The sequence below is a fragment of the Cytobacillus sp. FSL H8-0458 genome (genome assembly GCF_038002165.1).
Lineage (GTDB): Bacteria > Bacillota > Bacilli > Bacillales > Cytobacillaceae > Cytobacillus.
Map to the genome: position 1 here is coordinate 2,451,322 of NZ_JBBOBR010000001.1, position 18,859 is coordinate 2,470,180.

General features: G+C 40.6%; 21 protein-coding genes. All 21 read right to left on the reverse strand.

Annotated features, from left to right (window positions below):
- Nucleotides 1–9: 9 nt before the first annotated feature.
- Complete coding sequence (gene fliL / locus NYE23_RS11895; protein ID WP_341078060.1) at nucleotides 10–438, reverse strand: flagellar basal body-associated protein FliL; 429 nt, start codon at nucleotides 436–438, stop codon at nucleotides 10–12.
- Entirely contained in the window at nucleotides 428–649 is a 222-nt protein-coding gene (locus NYE23_RS11900; protein WP_341078061.1) for a flagellar FlbD family protein, read from the reverse strand. The genes fliL and NYE23_RS11900 overlap by 11 nt, the downstream gene beginning before the upstream one ends.
- 53 nt (nucleotides 650–702) lie before the next feature.
- The gene (gene flgG, locus NYE23_RS11905) at nucleotides 703–1,509 is read right to left on the reverse strand and encodes a flagellar basal body rod protein FlgG (RefSeq protein WP_341078062.1); all 807 of its coding nucleotides are present in this window, start codon (nucleotides 1,507–1,509) and stop codon (nucleotides 703–705) included.
- A 69-nt stretch (nucleotides 1,510–1,578) separates the two neighbouring features.
- Nucleotides 1,579–1,971, reverse strand: a complete 393-nt coding sequence (locus NYE23_RS11910; protein WP_341078063.1) for a TIGR02530 family flagellar biosynthesis protein — start codon at nucleotides 1,969–1,971, stop codon at nucleotides 1,579–1,581.
- Between the two features lie 20 nt (nucleotides 1,972–1,991).
- On the reverse strand, nucleotides 1,992–2,444 hold the full coding sequence (gene flgD, locus NYE23_RS11915; RefSeq protein ID WP_341078065.1) for a flagellar hook assembly protein FlgD: 453 nt from the start codon (nucleotides 2,442–2,444) through the stop codon (nucleotides 1,992–1,994).
- 12 nt (nucleotides 2,445–2,456) lie between these two features.
- Nucleotides 2,457–3,698, reverse strand: a complete 1,242-nt coding sequence (locus NYE23_RS11920) for a flagellar hook-length control protein FliK (protein WP_341078067.1) — start codon at nucleotides 3,696–3,698, stop codon at nucleotides 2,457–2,459.
- A 27-nt stretch (nucleotides 3,699–3,725) separates the two neighbouring features.
- Nucleotides 3,726–4,340, reverse strand: coding sequence for a MotE family protein (locus NYE23_RS11925; protein ID WP_341078068.1), 615 nt, complete (start codon nucleotides 4,338–4,340; stop codon nucleotides 3,726–3,728).
- Between the two features lie 8 nt (nucleotides 4,341–4,348).
- Nucleotides 4,349–4,792 (reverse strand): flagellar export protein FliJ, encoded by a 444-nt coding sequence (gene fliJ / locus NYE23_RS11930; RefSeq protein ID WP_341078070.1) that lies wholly within the window; start codon nucleotides 4,790–4,792, stop codon nucleotides 4,349–4,351.
- On the reverse strand, nucleotides 4,793–6,112 hold the full coding sequence (gene fliI / locus NYE23_RS11935) for a flagellar protein export ATPase FliI (RefSeq protein ID WP_341078072.1): 1,320 nt from the start codon (nucleotides 6,110–6,112) through the stop codon (nucleotides 4,793–4,795). It lies immediately after the preceding gene.
- Nucleotides 6,109–6,894, reverse strand: coding sequence for a flagellar assembly protein FliH (fliH, locus tag NYE23_RS11940; protein ID WP_341078073.1), 786 nt, complete (start codon nucleotides 6,892–6,894; stop codon nucleotides 6,109–6,111). Before fliH ends, fliI begins: the two co-directional genes overlap by 4 nt.
- Nucleotides 6,878–7,894, reverse strand: a complete 1,017-nt coding sequence (gene fliG, locus NYE23_RS11945) for a flagellar motor switch protein FliG (RefSeq protein ID WP_341078076.1) — start codon at nucleotides 7,892–7,894, stop codon at nucleotides 6,878–6,880. Before fliG ends, fliH begins: the two co-directional genes overlap by 17 nt.
- 12 nt (nucleotides 7,895–7,906) lie before the next feature.
- The gene (gene fliF / locus NYE23_RS11950) at nucleotides 7,907–9,514 is read right to left on the reverse strand and encodes a flagellar basal-body MS-ring/collar protein FliF (RefSeq protein WP_341078077.1); all 1,608 of its coding nucleotides are present in this window, start codon (nucleotides 9,512–9,514) and stop codon (nucleotides 7,907–7,909) included.
- Between the two features lie 150 nt (nucleotides 9,515–9,664).
- Nucleotides 9,665–9,970 carry a flagellar hook-basal body complex protein FliE gene (gene fliE, locus NYE23_RS11955; protein ID WP_341078079.1) on the reverse strand — a complete coding sequence of 102 codons (306 nt, stop codon included), beginning with the start codon at nucleotides 9,968–9,970 and terminating at the stop codon, nucleotides 9,665–9,667.
- Between the two features lie 12 nt (nucleotides 9,971–9,982).
- Entirely contained in the window at nucleotides 9,983–10,435 is a 453-nt protein-coding gene (flgC, locus tag NYE23_RS11960; protein WP_341078080.1) for a flagellar basal body rod protein FlgC, read from the reverse strand.
- Between the two features lie 2 nt (nucleotides 10,436–10,437).
- On the reverse strand, nucleotides 10,438–10,833 hold the full coding sequence (gene flgB, locus NYE23_RS11965; RefSeq protein ID WP_341078081.1) for a flagellar basal body rod protein FlgB: 396 nt from the start codon (nucleotides 10,831–10,833) through the stop codon (nucleotides 10,438–10,440).
- Between the two features lie 428 nt (nucleotides 10,834–11,261).
- Nucleotides 11,262–12,041, reverse strand: coding sequence for a GTP-sensing pleiotropic transcriptional regulator CodY (gene codY / locus NYE23_RS11970; RefSeq protein WP_035328947.1), 780 nt, complete (start codon nucleotides 12,039–12,041; stop codon nucleotides 11,262–11,264).
- A 148-nt stretch (nucleotides 12,042–12,189) separates the two neighbouring features.
- The gene (gene hslU / locus NYE23_RS11975) at nucleotides 12,190–13,593 is read right to left on the reverse strand and encodes an HslU--HslV peptidase ATPase subunit (protein ID WP_341078084.1); all 1,404 of its coding nucleotides are present in this window, start codon (nucleotides 13,591–13,593) and stop codon (nucleotides 12,190–12,192) included.
- Nucleotides 13,594–13,611: 18 nt separating this feature from the next.
- Nucleotides 13,612–14,154 carry an ATP-dependent protease subunit HslV gene (gene hslV / locus NYE23_RS11980; protein WP_341078085.1) on the reverse strand — a complete coding sequence of 181 codons (543 nt, stop codon included), beginning with the start codon at nucleotides 14,152–14,154 and terminating at the stop codon, nucleotides 13,612–13,614.
- 72 nt (nucleotides 14,155–14,226) lie between these two features.
- Nucleotides 14,227–15,129 carry a tyrosine recombinase XerC gene (gene xerC / locus NYE23_RS11985; RefSeq protein WP_341078088.1) on the reverse strand — a complete coding sequence of 301 codons (903 nt, stop codon included), beginning with the start codon at nucleotides 15,127–15,129 and terminating at the stop codon, nucleotides 14,227–14,229.
- A gap of 63 nt (nucleotides 15,130–15,192) precedes the next feature.
- Nucleotides 15,193–16,500: an FADH(2)-oxidizing methylenetetrahydrofolate--tRNA-(uracil(54)-C(5))-methyltransferase TrmFO gene (gene trmFO, locus NYE23_RS11990; RefSeq protein WP_341078090.1), complete on the reverse strand. Its 1,308-nt coding sequence runs from the start codon at nucleotides 16,498–16,500 to the stop codon at nucleotides 15,193–15,195.
- A gap of 222 nt (nucleotides 16,501–16,722) precedes the next feature.
- Nucleotides 16,723–18,798 carry a type I DNA topoisomerase gene (gene topA / locus NYE23_RS11995; RefSeq protein ID WP_341078092.1) on the reverse strand — a complete coding sequence of 692 codons (2,076 nt, stop codon included), beginning with the start codon at nucleotides 18,796–18,798 and terminating at the stop codon, nucleotides 16,723–16,725.
- Nucleotides 18,799–18,859 lie beyond the last annotated feature (61 nt).

Genomic DNA, 18,859 nt, shown 5'->3' on the forward strand with positions numbered 1-18,859 from the left:
ATTTGGCTATCACTGAAGGAGAGATTCGGTAATGTACACCTGAACGATCTTTCCTTCTTGCATTAAACCGTTAATCTTGGTTTTTAAATCTTCCTGCAGCTTAATTTGGCCTTCTTTCCCCTGGATATCCTCTGCTTCCATTTCGGACAATTCCTGAATGATGAGATTTTTAACCTGAAAATCTCTTTTTTGCAATTCCTCTTTTGCTTTTTTGTTTTCAGTCTGAATTTTAAAGGAAATCCTGATATAATCATCACTCGCTAAATTAGCTGTTACCTGCGGAATATCAACAGAGGCCTCCAGAACTTCATCTATGTCAGGCTCATTTGAACCATCATCATCCGTAAATTTCATCACAATCAGCAGGGCAATAGCTCCTACAAGCGTGATCGCTACTAGCATCATTAACATAATCATTAATAGCTTATTATTCTTCATTTTCATTCCCCTCCGCCAGCTGCTGCCCCAGTAGATTAACAGATTGATAAAATTTAATAATCGATAGCATAACCTGATCTTCAGATTCCTTTACAACATACTTCTTTCCATTCGTGAGCGTAATTGTCGTATCCGGAAAAGACTCTACTGTTTCTATGTACAAAGCATTCAATACAAAAGTTTTGCCGTTCAGGCGAGATACTTTAATCAATGTTTTTTTCAGGGCTAAAGATCCTGTACCTTCAGCCCTGACCCTCCTTTAGATTAACGTTTTAAATTTACAAGCTCCTGCAGGATTTCATCTGATGTTGTAATGATGCGGGTATTTGCCTGGAAACCGCGCTGTGCTGTAATCATTTCAGTGAATTCTTCTGATAGGTCTACGTTGGACATTTCCAGTGTCCCGGAAACGAGTACTCCTGCACCGTCTTCTCCCGGGGTTAATGGGACTGCATCACCTGAGTTTACAGTGTCCTTATAGAGATTGTCTCCAATTTTTTCAAGACCGCCATTATTATTAAAGCGTGCTATTCCAATTGGTCCGGCAGTCTGCAGTGTATCGTTCCCGTCTATTAAGAAGTTTATAGTTCCATCATTTGATATACTTAAGCTCTTAATAACGGTAGCATCCCCACCATTTAAACGGATAGCTGCCCCATCAGCGCCTTTTACTTTATCTCCTGATGCTGTAACTAGGTTTGCATCATCATCCAGATACAAATTTCCAGCGCGGGTGTAATAGGTGTTATTCCCTCGCTGAACCATCAAATAGCCATCACCTTGAATCCCTATATCCAATACACGGCCAGTAGTTTGTAAACTCCCCTGTGTATCAATTGTATCAATAGAGGATAGCTGGGAACCAAGGCCAACCTGCTTAGGATTAATACCGCCTGAACTATCTCCACTGCCTGTTGCACCTGAAATAGTCTGACTCACCATATCTTTAAAATTAACCCGACCCTTTTTATATCCAAAAGTATTAACATTTGCAATATTATTCCCAATAACATCCAGCTTTGTCTGAAAGTTTTTCATTCCGCTTATTCCTGAATACATTGAACGTAACATTAAATATTTGCTCCTCTCTTTATGCTGCTTCTGTCAGTCCGCAGCTTAGGCTTCCTTATACGGTCCAGCCTAGTTATTTTCCAGAATTATAGTTCCATCGATATTTGTGAATATTTGGGTTTGAGCTTCTTTACGATTCATCGCAGTAATCACTGTATTATTCTTTGCACTTACTATAAGCGCAGCATCTTCAAGCAATACCAGTGATTCCTTAACACCCATTCGCTTGGCTTCCTGAACTTTCTCTTCAATTTGCCCCCACCGCTCTGCACTTATATGTATACCTCTCTGCTGGAGTCTCTGTTTTGCATGCTTACTGACTATTAATGGAGACTCAGTCTGCAAGGCGGTCTGGAGGTGGACAGAGAATGTATTTTTTGATTGCTTTGAAGTTTGAACGGCATTACCCTTTGGTGTTATTACCGGCTGGGTGTGGATCGGACGAAAAATAAGTTTATCCACACACTCACTTCCTTTTCCTTTTATTCATTTAGTTGAGAAATATTTGCTGGTTCAAGCTCCGTTCCATCATCCAAAATAAATATTGCAGAATTATTCTTATACTGGATAGAGACTACTCTTCCAGTTCCTTCTACTATATTTGGCTCCTGGTTTGGTTCACTTGATTCGGTTAATTTATGCCAGATTACATTTTTTCCCAGAAAGTTATTGTATGTCATCAGCTGGTTCTGCTCCTGAAAAGCCAATAACTTCTCCATCGTCTTATTCATATTGGTCATCTGCTCCAATGACGAGAAGGTTGCCATTTGCGCAATGAAGTCCTTGTCCTGCATCGGATTCATTGGATCCTGGTTTTGCAGCTGTGTCATCAGAATCTTCAGGAAATCATCTTTGCCTAATATATCTGAGCCGGTTTTTCGGGTTTGGCTTTGGTAGTTTGATAGCATTAGGGAAGAATCGATTGTGTTTGCCAATTACTATCACTCCTATGCTTCTGTATTAAGAAGTTCTTCTTCAAAAGAGCTGTTAAATTCTCTCTCATGCTGAGGATTACGATCATCCTTGTTCTGCTGCTGCCTCTGTTCCTGCTGCTGGGGATCTTTGTTGAAGGACCGATCCTGCTGCGTCATTTGCTGAGAGACTTCTATTCTCTCGATCTGGATGTTTTGTGAACTAAAGGCCTGCTTCAATCCGTTAATATGTGAATCCAGAATTTCTTTAGCTGCTCCAGATGAAGTAAGTATCCTGGCAATCATTGCAGAGTCCTTTTGAATAAGCTCTATTCGCAGCGCTCCAAGATGGTCAGGGTTCAGCTTGATAAATAACTTTTGTGTCCCTCCCGTTTTGAGGAAACTGCTCCTTGATAATGTGTTTTCAAATTGCTGCATAAGCTGGTCTGCACTTACTGTCTTTCCCTGAGGATTCAGGAGAGCCATCTGTTCAGGTTTTGAAAAGGATTGAACCTGAATAAACCCCTGTAAACCAGTTTCTGCTCTGTGTAAGATTTTAGCAGCAGTCTGACCCGCAGGTTCATGAGCAGCATTATTTTGTTGTTTTATAGAGTTTAATTCGTTTGCAAGCGGGGTAAAAACCTTCTGTAAAATACCCTCTCTGTTGTTTATCAGACTCTCAATTTTCACTTGAACATTATTCAGAAAATCTTTCAGGTTTAGTTTACTAGTGTAAAAGTCCTGTTTCGCAGACAGCAATTCATACAATTTCAGAGCTTTTAATGCCCCGCTAAGATCTTTCCCATGCAAGTTGATGTCTTCTTTTTGCTCAAAATTGGAGATTGCTGAAATTAATAAACGTATTTTATTTACTGCATCTATATCTTCTTTAGGATATACATCCTTAGGCTTTACTTCCGGCAAAACCTGTTCAATAAAACCCTCAAGCATCTGCACCAATTCTTCCTGTGAAAGATCCAGGTGCTCTGAAATGATTTCAATAATATCAGTTTCATTTTGAAAGGAAATCTTCTCCAGCAGCTCGCTTCCGTTTTCTAATTCAGTGATCTCACTTACTCTAAGAAATTCAATTATCTCCTTTAACTGTTCGATATTATTCTCATCTGCCGCAGAAGTTAAGCTTGCTGCTTCCGGTTTGGCTGTTCCGGTTAAAGCGAAGAAAAGACTTCCAAAACCAGTGCTGCCTGTATCTTGCAGAGATAAATTATCTTCGGATGAATATTGTGACTGAATGAGTCCTAATCCTCCGATTTGCACTTATTTCACCTCCTTTCAAAATTTCTTTTAATTATCATCCAATCCGCCTGCTTCTTTAGCAGCTGTCAGGAGTGCGGTATATCGTGCGGCATCTTCCGGATTCATCTTTTCCATGATGGCAGCCAGCGTATCAGAATTAACATTTGATAGGATTTTCACTGCTTCTTCATCCTTCATCTCCGTTAAAATGGGTGCTGCTTTTTTAGCGGAAATGCTTTCATATGTCTTAACGATATCTTTAAATGCCCGCTTGTTCTCTTCCTTTATAGCCGTTAGCTCGCTGATTTCCTCCTCCAGCCTCTGCTTTTCCAGCCCTGCTCTTTCAATTTCCAGCTCTTTGCTGTCAAGCTCGCTTTCCAGCTGAGATATTCTTGCTTCCCGATCTTTAACTTCTGCCTGCAGTCCGATGAGCTGCTCCTCCACCACTTCCTGTGAACGGGAATCCGCATCATCAAAAACCGAAGCTAAAAATGGCATTTTCCGGCTAAATTCATTGGCAGTTTCAAAAATGTTATTTCCGGTAATTGTAAAAACCAGCAGAGCTACAGTTATTCCAAACAGGATTGGGATTAAGAAAGCATATATAAACCACTGAAACCTGCTTGTTTTTGGTTTCTCTTGTTCTTCTGACATTCTTTCCATTTAACCACCTAATTTCCCCGATTCATATACAGCTGAATCGAGATATCATCCATTTGCCTTCCTTCTGCTTGCTTCATACTTTCCAAAAAGCCTGCTAAATCTTTTTCCTGCATTTTTTCATATTTCTTTACTTCAATATTTTTTTCCATTAGTTTTACCTGCTGGAAATTCATTTGGTTTCTTGCATTTGCCACCATCTGTTGATAGTGGTCAATTGTTTTCTCAAGGCTGCTCACAAAATACTGGTGATGCCTGATTTCCTGAACCGGAAGTCCCTCAGCCAGTCTTGATTGCTGATAGACTTCCAGATCCTCTTTCTTTTTCAGCAGATCGTACAGTTTCTTTGCAGTTTCTTCGAATCGTTTTACAGCCTGATTGTATACATCAAACGCCTGATCTTTTTCTCTTTCTTTTATCTTAAGGATTTTATTGAACTTAAATTGGTACTGCATTTATTTTTCCCCTTTTCCAGCTAATCCCTTTAATTGGCCAATGCTTTCCAAGATAGAAATTTTTTCATTCGTTTCTTGTTTTAAAAAAGAGATTATTGAAGGATACAATCGTATGGCTTCGTCTATTTCCATCGATGACCCGCGTTTGTAGGCGCCAATATTAATCAAATCCTCTGCATTGATATAAGTGCTCAGCATTTCTCTTACTTTTTCTGCTGATTTTATATGAGAGGCATCTGCAATATGGTTCATTACCCGGCTTACACTTTTCAGGACATTTATAGCGGGATATTGCCCCTTATTCGCTAATGACCGGTCCAGGACAAAGTGTCCATCCAGTATTCCTCTTACTGTATCCGCGATTGGTTCATTCATATCGTCGCCGTCCACTAATACGGTATAAAATGCCGTTATAGAACCATACTCGTTTGTTCCTGTCCTTTCAAGCAGCTTAGGCAATACGGCAAAAACAGATGGCGTATACCCTTTAGTTGTTGGCGGTTCTCCGACTGCAAGTCCGACTTCACGCTGCGCCATTGCCACCCGTGTTACCGAATCCATCATTAACATGACATTTAAGCCTTTGTCCCTGAAATATTCAGCAATTGCTGTGGCTGTGTAAGCCCCTTTAATTCTCATGAGTGCCGGCTGGTCAGACGTAGCGACAACTACGATGGATCTTTTCAACCCTTCCGGGCCTAAGTCCCTCTCAATAAACTCCCTAACTTCTCTGCCCCTCTCGCCAATAAGGGCAATCACATTTAAATCTGCATTAGTATTGCGGGCTATCATTCCAAGAAGAGTGCTTTTTCCAACTCCGCTGCCTGCAAAAATCCCGACCCGCTGTCCGTTTCCTACAGTCAGCAGGCTATCGATCATTCTTACACCCACTTCAATAGGTTCAAAGATCGGCGGCCTTTTCAGCGGATTAGGAGGAGTTTGTTCCGTTAGGACAGGCGTCAGCCCTTTTGGCAACATTGACCCATCGAGAGGCTGTCCCAGTGAGTCTATCGCCTGGCCAATTAAAGCTGGACCTATCTTTACCTCAAGAGGTCTCCCGGTTGTCTCTACAAGAGAGCCTGGTGAAATATCCTGTACATCTGTATAAGGCATAAGAATCACATTCTCATTCTTAAATCCGACTACTTCCGCCTGGATCTTCCTTGTGCGTCCTTTGCCGATATGAATTATGCATACATCCCCAATTGAACTTTCGGGACCTTGGGACTCAATCATCAGACCGACTACTCTTTTTACCCTGCCAAAACGCTTAAAGCTATCTATTTTTTCAATCTCGCTGATCAGCTGTTCAAGTTTCAATTTGGTTCACTCTCCAGCATCTCAAAGAGCTTTCTTTTTATTTCTTCAAGCTGGCTGTCAACACTGGCTTCAATTCGTCCGTTGGCTGATTCAATTCTGCAGCTTGTATTGCTTAGATCCTCATCCGGATAAATATATAAATCTGTCTCTTTAGGAAATACCCGGATTAGTTCTTCCTTATGGGATAGAAGCAAATCATAGTGCATTGGGTGCACATGAAGCTGAATCTCAGTATATTCTCTCGCTTCCTTTAAAGCCCTTTTTACAATAGAAAGAAATTGGTCACTATTCTGTTCGAGGACTTCCCCGAGTATTTTCCCTGCAACCTTTAATCCGAGATTCAGAATGGTCCGTTCTGATGATTCGACGTGCTGCTGATAATCATGTTTGGCTGAGTTTACAACTTCTCTTGCCATATGAATCAGTTCACTGTATTCCTTGAAAGAGCTTTGTCTGCCTTCATCTGCTCCAGCTGCAAAACCTTGTGATCGGGCTTCCTCAAGAACTTTTTGTTTTTCCTGTTCAAGCGCCACTCGCTGCTCTTCCATTTGCCGGGCTAAATTTTCTGAATCTTCTCTTGCAGAGTTTAAAATTTTCTCAGCTTCCTCACGGGCACTGTTCAGCATGGCTTGAAGCTCTTCATGGGTTATCGCTGCACTCTGCTCTGCTGCCTCTTCAATGTGGTTCGAATTGCTTTGCAGCAGTCTGATCGAAATGACCTTCTTTTCTTCTTTCGGCACTGCGGGAGAGTATGATTTTATTAGCCTAGACAATAATATCATCTCCTCCGCCGCGAGCGACGATGATCTCCCCTGATTCTTCCAATCTTCTTATAATGCCAACTATTCTTGATTGGGCTTCTTCAACATCTCTTAATCTCACAGGACCCATGTATTCCATTTCATCCTTGAAGGTTTCAACCATTCTGGAAGACATGTTTTTAAAGACAATTTCTTTGACTTCATCACTCGACACTTTCAATGAAAGCATGAGGTCCTCACTTTCACAATCACGGATAACACGCTGTATAGCACGGCTGTCAAGGGTAACGATATCTTCAAACACAAACATTCTCTTCTTAATTTCCTCAGCAAGCTCTGGATCCTGAATCTCCAGCGCATCCAGAATAGTCCTTTCTGTTGCACGGTCAACTCCATTAAGAACATCGACCACCGATTCAATGCCGCCGGTCTGAGTATAGTCCTGAGTTACAGTAGAAGACAGCTTTCTTTCAAGAATCTGTTCTACTTCATTAATAATCTCAGGAGATGTACTATCCATAACAGCGATCCTTCTTGCAATATCCGCCTGCATTTCCTGCGGCAGCTCTGACAGAATTTGCCCGGCCTGCGCTGGATCAAGATAAGATAATATCAAGGAGATCGTTTGCGGATGTTCATTTTGAATAAAATTCAGGATTTGTGCCGGATCTGCTTTTCTGGCGAAATCAAATGGCCTTACCTGCAGAGAAGAGGTCAATCTGTTAATAATTGCTGAAGCCTGCTCTGTACCGAGTGCTTTTTCCAAAACTGTTTTTGCATATCCAATCCCGCCCTGCGTAATATAATCCTGCGCCAGGGCGATTTGATGGAATTCTTCGAGAATTTCTTCTTTTGCAAGCGAATCAACTTTGCGGACCCCTGAGATTTCAAGGGTCAATTTTTCAATTTCTTCCTCGCTTAAGTGTTTATAAACAGAGGATGCAACATCTGGACCAAGTGAAATAAGAAGAATTGCCGCTTTTTGCTTACCTGTCAGTTCTTTTTGTTCTTTTTTTGGCATTTTTCATCCCCCTTAATCTTCTGCGATCCATGTACGAAGCAGCTTTGCAAAGTCTTCAGGCTTTTCCTTTGCCATTTTCTCCAGCTGTTTGCGCCTCATTGTACTTTCTGTTTCATGCTCGTCATTAACATCCGGAAGGTTGAATGTCTCTGGTGCCTGTGATTCTATCTCATCTTCTTGTTTCTGCTTCTTTCTGGCTTTGGCAAAAAGGAAGATTAATAGAGCAATGATAATAAGCAGTACTCCCCCGATTGCATAAATCCACCAGGGAATGCTGGTGCTTGTCTCATCAGGGAACTCAACTTTACCGTTGAAAGGCTGTACTGAAACGACAATTTTATCCTGAATTGCCTCATCTGTTAATTCTTCTTCAGCTGCCGCATCCTTATTAATAGTCGTACGAACTACAGTTCCAAGAATTTGAGTAATATCATTAATTCTTTCCTGCGGAAGTGATGCAGGATCATCTGCTGCAGGAGGTTCTACCATTACCTGGATGCCTAAATCCCTGACTTTATATGGGCTTTCAACAATCTCTTTGCGGATTTTATTAACTTCATTATTAATTGTCTCTTCTATTCGTTCATAATCCCCGTTGGAATTTCCATTTTCCTGATAAGTAGCAGCGTCAGTGCCGGCAGGTTCATCGCTGCCGCCAGCCGGAGTAAATCCGCCTGCAGAATCACCGTTTCCAGTAAACGTTTCCGTAATCTTTTGAGCACTGATCGCTATTCCTTCCATATTTTCTTCATCAACAGGTGTAACCAGGTTTTCTTCCCTGTTTTCCTGGGTAAAGTCTATATCGGCGGTTACAGATACAACCACCTTATCCTGTCCCATTAAAGTGCCCAGCATATTCTGCACCTGGCGCTGTACATCACGCTCGATTTCTTTTTTGATTTCATGCTGTGCTGCAAATGTGTTTTCAGTTGAAGAATTTTGATCATTTTTTAAATCAAAATACTCAAAAAACTGGTTGGTAATGACGATATTATCAGTGGGAAGATTTGGTATACTTTTCGCAGCCAGGTGATAAAGCGCCTGAATTTGCGATTCTTCAAATTGATGACCTGGTTTTGTGTTAAGGACAATAGATGCGGAGGCTTCCTCTGAAGGATCATTTACAAAAATGCCTTTCGCCGGGAGGTTAATCATTACCTTGGCATCGTTGACTCCATCGATCCCTTTCATCAAATTCGCAAGCTCAGTCTGCATTGCTTCCAGCTTCAGAACATTGAACTCGTTTTCAGTCATGCCAATTCCGGCATTTTGGCTGAAAAATGAATAATCAATGCTTCCTGATTTCGGAATTCCTTCTGCTGCCAGTTCTACTTTCAGGGTATCTACTGACTCTTCAGGTACTTTAATTGTTGTTCCGCCATCAGCTATTTCAGATACAATCCCTCTAGCATCGAGACTTTCTTTTATCGTTCCAGTTTCAGAAGGTGTCAGGTTGCTGTATAGAGGAACGAGATTGGTCCTGGTACTAAGGAAAGCTGCAGCTGCAATCAGCAGTAAACATAATGCAGCGGCACTAATCATAGTTATCTTCTGTTTTTTCGACCTGCTTCCCCAGTATTCTTTCAAGTTGCCTATATATCTCTGTAGCATCTCTTTCATCACAATCCTCCGGTTATTCTGTCTTAGCTAATAACCGCCATAACTAGTTTTTAGCTTTAATCATTTTCTTTCATTAAAAAATTGAAAAAACCCCACCAATCAGCGGATTCTTTCAATTTTCTAAGTTTTTTCAGTGGAACAGCTGTAATATTAAACCTGCATTCTCATAGCTTCCTGGTAAGCTTCAATTACTTTATTTCTGATTTCTAGTGCAGCCTGCATTGTAATGCTCGCTTTTTGAGATGTAATCATCACCTGGTGAAGATCAATATTTTCTCCCCTGGCAAGTTTTTCGGTCATAGCATCTGATTGAACCTGTGCATAATTTATTTCTTCAATTGATTGCTTTAAGACCGACGAAAAGCTTTGCTGGGCATCGAATGATGTATATGTATGAGTCTTGTGATTTTCAGCAGGCTTTATAGCATTCACTGGCATAAAAGTTACATTATTCATTTAAGGTTCTCCTTATTTGCCGATTTCCAAAGCTTTCATCATCATGCCTTTAGAGGCATTAAAAACCGTCACATTAGCTTCATAGGATCTCGTAGCACTAATAAGATCTGTCATTTCTCTTAAAGGATCCACATTGGGCATTTCAACATATCCTTCTTCATTAGCATCAACATGGGAAGGATCATAAACCATTTTAGTCGGGGTCACCCGATCTTCTTCAATTCTTGACACCTTTACACCGTTCCCTGCATAACTTCCTCTTTTTTGGCTCATGGCCATATTTAAGAAAGTTGAAAATTGGCCTTCTTTCGGTTCCAGTACTACTGACTTCCTTCTGTAGGGTCCAGCACCATTTATACTTCTTGTAGTATCTGCATTGGCCATATTAGAAGAAATTACATCCATACGGAGCCTCTGGGCAGTTAGTGCCGATGCTGTGTTATTCATACTATGAAACATAGACATTACTATTTGCCTCCCCGCAATACATTCTGAAGACTGGAAAACTTACCGCTTACCCGTTCAATAACTGCATTATAGTAAATCTGATTTGTAGCCAGATCCGCCATTTCCTTATCTAAATCAACGCTATTGCCATTATGATTGTAAGAAGTATCAGATTTTGTCACTATACCTCGCCCTGAGGATGAACCATTTTTAAAATCGTAATGTCTGTAATCACTTTTGTTTGCTTCCATCGAATCATTTAAAGCGTTCTTGAAAGCAGCTTTAAAGCTTGCATCTTTTGCTTTATAGTTTGGAGTATCAGCATTTGCAATATTTTGTGATATAACTTTTTGTTTAAGTGATGAATAATTCAGTGCTTGTTCTAATGTTGATATAGTGCCGGAAAACAGCTTCAATCATAACACCTCGTATAAAAACAAATTTAACCTGGTAATTATTGTAGAAATTTGGTGATAATGGACAAATTATGTCATCATAAACATTATTGTAATGAATATGAAATAATATGTCTATGAACATAAGGTTAATTTTAATGATTCTTTTGGCCTATTTTCGACAAATCTTTTAAATATGCTGAAAGTTATACATGTTATTTTGTGATTTTTACCAAAAAAGCTTTGCTCTTTATCTCTTCTGAACTTTTTCGGCATCCCTTGTTATAGTTCTTTAGAACTATATGATTAAATATCATACTTGAACATTATGCAATCTATGACTAATGAACTTATAAAAAATGTTTAAAATACATAAATTTACCAATTTTAAACGTAACAAATTTGTAACAAAAAAACCCGCCATTGATGGACGGGTTTTACGGATTATTTTAGTTTGATTTAAGTTTTTCTAATTCAACTAGGAACTTGTCATTTAGGACTTTGATATAAGTACCTTTCATACCTAAAGAACGGGACTCAATAACTCCTGCACTTTCCAGTTTTCTTAGCGCATTTACGATTACTGAGCGGGTAATGCCTACACGATCAGCAATTTTTGATGCAACAAGTAGTCCTTCGTTGCCGTTAAGCTCTTCGAAGATATGCTCGATCGCTTCAAGCTCGCTGTAAGAAAGAGAACTGATTGCCATTTGTACTACAGCTTTGCTGCGCGCTTCTTCTTCAATTTCTTCTGCTTTTTCACGCAGAATTTCCATGCCAACTACAGTAGCACCATATTCTGCAAGAATTAAATCATCATCATGGAATTGTTCCTGCAATCTGGCAAGAATAAGTGTGCCTAGACGCTCACCGCCGCCGATGATAGGAACAATTGTAGTCAAACCACTTGCAAAAAGGTCTTTGTTTTCAACTGGGAATGCAGTATATTCGCTTTCCATATCCAGATTTGAAGACGTTTCCTGGATGTTAAATAAATTTTTCGTATATTCTTCAGGGAACTGACGATCTTCAAGCATTTGCTTCATGCGCTCATTTTCGATTTGCTGGTTTACTGCAAATCCAAGCAGTTTGCCCCTGCGGCTTACCACGAAGATATTTGCTTCGATTACATCACTAAGTGTTTCTGACATTTCTTTGAAGTTAACCGGCTTTCCGGCTGCTCTTTGAAGCATTGCATTAATTTTTCTTGTTTTTGTTAATAAATCCATTGTATTTCCTCCTATTTGCTACAACCCATAAACATATATTTTGTTAAAATTAAATATCTTATTGCTTCTGTTTGAATCATACGTAATTTTGACTTTTTTCAGGATTCACTTTCCGTTACCCTTTGGCCTTAATCTTTAAACTATAAGGTCATAGTATAAATTGGCTCAAATCCTTATTGCGGGAAATGGCTCCGAGTTTCTCCTCAACATACTGAGGGGTAATTGTGATCTTTTCCATGGTGATGTCCGGTGCTTCAAACGATAAATCTTCGAGCAGTTTTTCCATGATTGTATGAAGGCGCCTTGCACCGATATTATCTGTATTTTGGTTAACTTCGAAAGCAAATTGAGCAATCCTACGAATAGCATCGTCAGAAAATTCAATTTGTATACCTTCAGTTACCAATAATGCTTCATATTGTTTTATTAATGCATTATCAGGCTCCACAAGTATTTTGTAGAAATCTTCAACGGTTAGCTTGGTGAGCTCCACACGGATTGGAAAACGCCCCTGTAATTCAGGAATTAGGTCAGAGGGCTTTGCCATATGGAAAGCACCTGCAGCAATAAACAATACATGGTCTGTTTTTACAGATCCGTATTTTGTTACTACTGTTGAGCCTTCCACAACCGGCAGAATATCTCTTTGAACCCCTTCTCTTGAGACATCAGCTGATGAACCGCCGCTGTTTTTGCTGGCAATTTTATCGATTTCGTCTATAAATATTATTCCTGACTGTTCAGCACGGAATACAGCCTCCTGGCTGACTTCATCCATATCAATCAGCTTTTGGGCTTCTTCATTTGTTAAGATCTTTCTTGCTTCCCTTACAGTCAGTTTTCTTTTTTTCCTTTTCTTTGGCATTAGGCTACTGAGGGCATCCTGCATATTCATGCCCATCTGCTCCATCCCTGAGCCCTGCAGCATGTCAAACATGGAAGGCTGCTGCTCTTCCACTTCAACGGTAATAACTTCATTTTCCAATTCGCCAAGTGCAAGCTTTTCTTTTACAATCTTGCGCTTTTCCTGGAGGTTTAAATCTTCTGTCTGATACGTATCCTGCTGCTGATCATTACCTCCGCCAAATAGCATTTCAAGTGGATTTTTATAATTAGCTGCCTTTTTGGCACCAGGTACAAGCAGTTCAAGTATGCGGCGGTTGGCACTTTCTTCTGCTCTTTCCTTTACGCTGGCCATCTTCTCTTCTTTTACCAGTCGGACAGATGTTTCCACCAGATCCCTGACCATGGATTCAACATCCCTGCCCACATATCCTACTTCAGTGAATTTGGTTGCCTCCACTTTAACAAATGGTGCACCCACCAATTTAGCCATTCTGCGCGCAATTTCAGTTTTTCCAACACCAGTTGGACCGATCATCAATATATTTTTAGGATTTACTTCTTCCCGCAATTTTTCTTCAAGCAAGCTGCGGCGATAGCGATTTCTAAGAGCAATAGCGACTGCTTTTTTTGCATCCTTTTGACCTATGATATATTGATCCAAGCGCTCAACAATTTGGCGTGGAGTTAAACTAGTTCCTTTACCCATGCAACAGCACTCCTTTTATTAGAGTTCTTCCACAATGATGTTGTGGTTTGTATATACACATATTTCGGCAGCCATTTCAAGTGAGGCCTTGGCGATTTCTTTTGCAGATAAGTGTTCGCCTGCATATCTTTTTAAAGAACGTCCAGCTGCAAGAGCATAATTGCCTCCTGATCCAATAGCCAGAATTCCATCATCCGGCTCAATAACTTCACCTGTACCGGAGATGAGCAGCAGACTATCATTATTCATTACAATAAGCATTGCTTCAAGCTTGCGCAGAACCTTATCGCTTCTCCATTCTTTTGCAAGCTCTACAGCTGCTCTCTCAAGGTTTCCATTATACTCTTCAAGCTTTCCTTCAAACATTTCAAATAATGTAAATGCATCAGCTACTGAGCCTGCAAATCCAGCAAGCACCTTCCCGTTGAATATCTTTCTGACTTTTCTTGCAGTGTGTTTCATCACTACTGCATTCCCAAAGGTAACCTGGCCGTCGCCGGACATTGCACATTCTCCATTATGATGCACAGCAAATATCGTGGTTGCATGAAATTCGGACATGAAAGACTCCTCCTTTGGAGCATATTGCCTTTGATTTTTTTCTGCAGACTATTCATCTATGACTTTTTTCCGCTACGCCCGCGGATGATGGGCCATATAAGTTTTTTTCAAGTATTCATTGGTAACATGTGTATATACCTGGGTTGAAGATAGAAATGCGTGTCCAAGCAATTCCTGGACTGTTCTCATATCAGCCCCATTAGCCATTAAATGCGTCGCAAATGTGTGGCGAAGCATATGGGGGTGGATTGTGCCTGTTAGGGATGATTTCTCTATGATCCGGTCAAGAATGGTCCTGATTCCCCTTGCTGTAAGAGGACCGCCTCGGGCATTCAGAAACAAATTTTCCTGCACTTTCCCATTTGCAAGCAATTCTTTACGTCCATGGTTTATGTATGTGTCAATTGCATCCTGGGCGAAGCTTCCGAAAGGGACATACCGTTCTTTGCTGCCCTTACCCCGTACAAGAACCGTTGATAACTGCATATCCAGGTCTTTTAAGCGGATTTGACTGCACTCACTTACACGGATGCCGGTTGCATATAATAATTCAAGAAGGGCTTTGTTTCTTTGCCCAAGAGGAGTGCTGGATTCACAAGCATCAAAAAGCTGTTTCATTTCCTCTTCATAGAAAAATTCCGGCAGCTTTTTCTGTGCTTTCGGAATGGAAACAAGTGCGAAAGGATTCTCAGCGACTATCTCTTCTCTAAGCAAAAATTTAAAAAAGCTCCTTAGGCTTGATATTTTCCTGGCAACAGACTTGCGTGACATCTTTTTTTCAAAAAGATCAGTAAGATATATTCTGACATCCTGATACTCGACCTTTGTTAAATCTGATATGGCTTGTTCAGACATGAACATAAAGAACTCACTAATATCATGCTGGTAATGTTCAATAGTATATTGTGAATAATTTTTCTCGATTTGTAAATATTCAATAAACAACTTTAAAGAAACGTTCACATTTTCAGACATTAAATGTTCACCTCGCATGGGCTACTAAATAGTATCACAACTCAGCAGCCCATGCAACATAATTTACAAATTTTTCATAAAGTTCTGAATTGTTCCCAGTGCTCTTTCTGCATGTTTTTCATTTCGTTCCTTTTTCCCTCTGATTTTTTCAGGAAGTTCAGGGAATAAACCAAAATTCGCATTCATAGGCTGGAAACTCTTCGGGTTTGCTGTAGTGATATAACGCGCCATGCTTCCAATCGCTGTCTCATGAGGAAACTCTATTGGATCTTCTCCTGTAACGAGCCTTGCAGCATTGATGCCTGCCACAAGTCCGCTGGCTGCAGATTCGACATACCCTTCAACTCCGGTCATTTGCCCTGCAAAGAATAAATCCTCCCTATTCTTGAACTGATATGTAGCACGAAGGACTTTTGGAGAATTGATGAATGTATTCCGGTGCATAACACCATATCTTACTATCTCTGCATTTTCCAGACCAGGAATCAATCGGATTACTTCTTTTTGAGGACCCCATTTCAGATGTGTCTGAAAACCTACTATATTATAAAGAGTTCCTGCAGCATCATCCTGGCGAAGCTGGACAACTGCATATGGCCTTCTTCCTGTTTTAGGATCTTCTAAACCTACAGGCTTCATCGGGCCGAAAAGCAAGGTTTTCTTCCCCCTGTTTGCCATCACTTCTATTGGCATACAACCCTCGAAAAAGATTTCCTTTTCAAATTCCTTTAATGGAACTGTTTCCGCGGAGGTAAGAGCCTCGTAAAAGCGGTCAAATTCTTCTTCTGTCATTGGACAATTCAGATATGCCGCTTCTCCCTTATCATAACGTGATTTCAAATAAACTTTATTCATATCGATTGAATCTTTTTCGATAATTGGAGCAGCCGCATCATAAAAATATAAATAATCTTCCCCGGACAGCTCTTTTAATTTTGCGGATAAAGCTTCACTTGTGAGCGGTCCAGTAGCGATAACAGTTGGCCCTTCCGGAATATCTGTCATTTCTTCGTTAATGACCGTTACATTCGGATGGTTTTTGACTTGTTCAGTTACACGGGCTGCAAAATCATGGCGGTCAACTGCCAATGCCCCCCCGGCAGGAACTGCACTGCTGTCAGCTGAATGGATAATAACAGAATTGAGCTTCCGCATTTCTTCCTTTAATACCCCGACTGCATTTGTTAAAGTATTGGCACGCAGGGAGTTGCTGCAGACTAGTTCTGCAAATTTATCGGTGTGATGAGCAGGAGTCTGCCTTACCGGCCTCATTTCATAAAGCTTTACCTTAATTCCCCTGCTGGCAAGCTGCCAAGCTGCCTCACTGCCTGCCAAACCTGCGCCAATTACATTCACTGCTGTATCTTTCATAAATGAACCTCCATATATACTTATGATGACGATGTCATGAATAATTTATATTTTTTAAAAACAGTCTCTCTTACTTTACCCTGTTCTTATTCATTTTGCCATTTTACAATACGATTTAAAAATAAAAAAGTTTCTTGTACTAATTTCTAAAAAAAAAGCCGGGCTGGAAGAATTTTGAATGCTCATCCATCAATAGAAAAGAGTGAGCTTTTAAGCTCACCCTTAACTTTGCTTTTCTTCCTTATAGTCGCATTCAACACACTGAACCTGAACACCTTTTTTGAGCTTTTTCTCAACTAGTAGGTTATCACATTTTGGACAGCTTCTCGGCAGAGGCTTATCCCAAGAAATAAAGTCACATTCAGGGAACCTGTCACAGCCGTAGAAGATCCGGCGTTTTTTGCTTTTTCTTTCAATTATATTTCCTTCTGTGCACTTTGGACATTTCACACCGATGTCCTTGACAATCGGTTTTGTATTGCGGCAGTCAGGGAAATTGCTGCAGGCCATGAACTTTCCATAGCGTCCCATCTTGAACACCATAGGATTGCCGCATTGTTCACAATCCTCACCGGCAGGTTCATCCTTAATTTCTACTTCCTGCATTTCCTTTTCCGCTATTTTAAGATTCTTTTCAAAGTCTATATAGAAATCATCTATGATCTGTACCCAGTTGACTTTGCCCTCTTCAACATAGTCCAGGTCTTTTTCCATTTTTGCAGTAAACTCAATGTCAAGGATTTCAGGGAAGAATTCCATGATTAATTCAAGAACGATTTCACCCAGTTCGGTCGGAATGAAACGTTTATTATCCAGAGCAACATAGCCGCGTTTTTGAATTGTGTCAAGAGTCGGAGCGAAGGTGGACGGCCTCCCAATGCCCTGTTCTTCAAGTGTTTTTACTAGCCTTGCCTCAGTATACCTTGGAGGGGGCTGTGTGAAGTGCTGTTTAGGTTCGATGTCTTTCTTAAGGACCTCATCCCCTTCCTTCAAATCAGGGAGCATATTATCTTTTTCCTCCGACTGATCATCAGTGCCTTCAACATACACTTTCATGAATCCTGGGAATTTCACTTTTGAGCCGGTTGCCCGGAAGATCACTTCACCATTTTTCAGATCAACACTCATGGTGTCCATAACAGCTGGTGCCATTTGGCTTGCAACAAAGCGTTCCCAGATAAGCCTGTATAACCGAAGCTGATCACGCGACAGGTATTCTTTTAAACTTGCAGGCGACCTTAATGTGCTTGTCGGCCGGATTGCCTCATGGGCATCCTGGGCATTGCTGTTTTTCTTTTCTTTTTTCTTTTCACTCTGCAGGAACTCTTTCCCGTAAGAGCTTTGAATATAGTCTGCAGCTTCATTTTGCGCAATTTCGGATATACGTGTTGAATCGGTTCTCATATAAGTAATTAAACCGACAGTTCCTTCCTTGCCGAGTTCAATTCCTTCATAAAGCTGCTGTGCAAGCATCATCGTTTTCTTGGCACGGAAATTTAATTTTCTTGCAGCTTCCTGCTGAAGTGATGACGTAGTAAAAGGGGCTGCCGGATTTCGCTTTCTTTCCTTCTTGGTAACTGATTCCACACTGAATTTATTGCCCTTCATTTTACTTAAAATATTTTTAACATCGCTTTCCGACTTCAATTCCACTTTTTCATTCTTAAAGCCGTAAAATGATGCATCAAAGGCTGTTTTTCCTTTAAGGAACTCTCCATCAATTGACCAGTACTCTTCTGGTATAAAGTCCTTAATTTCCTTTTCACGGTCGATAATCAATCGGACTGCAACAGACTGTACTCTCCCGGCACTTAATCCTTTTTTCACTTTCTTCCATAGTAAGGGGCTGATATTATAGCCGACCAGTCTGTCCAGCATCCTTCTTGCCTGTTGTGCATCAACGAGATCCATGTTGATTGGCCTTGGATGCTTGAAGGATTCTTTAATGGCATCTTTCGTAATTTCATTAAAAACAACACGGCAATCCGACTTAATATCCATATCCAGGCTATGTGCCAAATGCCAGGCAATGGCTTCCCCTTCTCTGTCGGGGTCAGCCGCGAGATAAATTTTCTTAGCTTTTTTGGCCGCTGTCTTAAGCTCCTTTAAAACAGGGCCCTTTCCGCGAATCGTTATGTATTTGGGTTCAAAATTGTTTTCCACATCTATGCCCATTTGGCTTTTGGGAAGATCCCTGACATGTCCCATGGAAGCTTTTACTTTATATTTTTTTCCTAAATAACGCTCAATCGTTTTTGCCTTTGCAGGTGACTCAACGATAACAAGAAACTCTGACATCAATAGTCCTCCTTGAGAGGGAATTTTAAAACATCCAGGCAAAATCTTTTTGAAACACGGT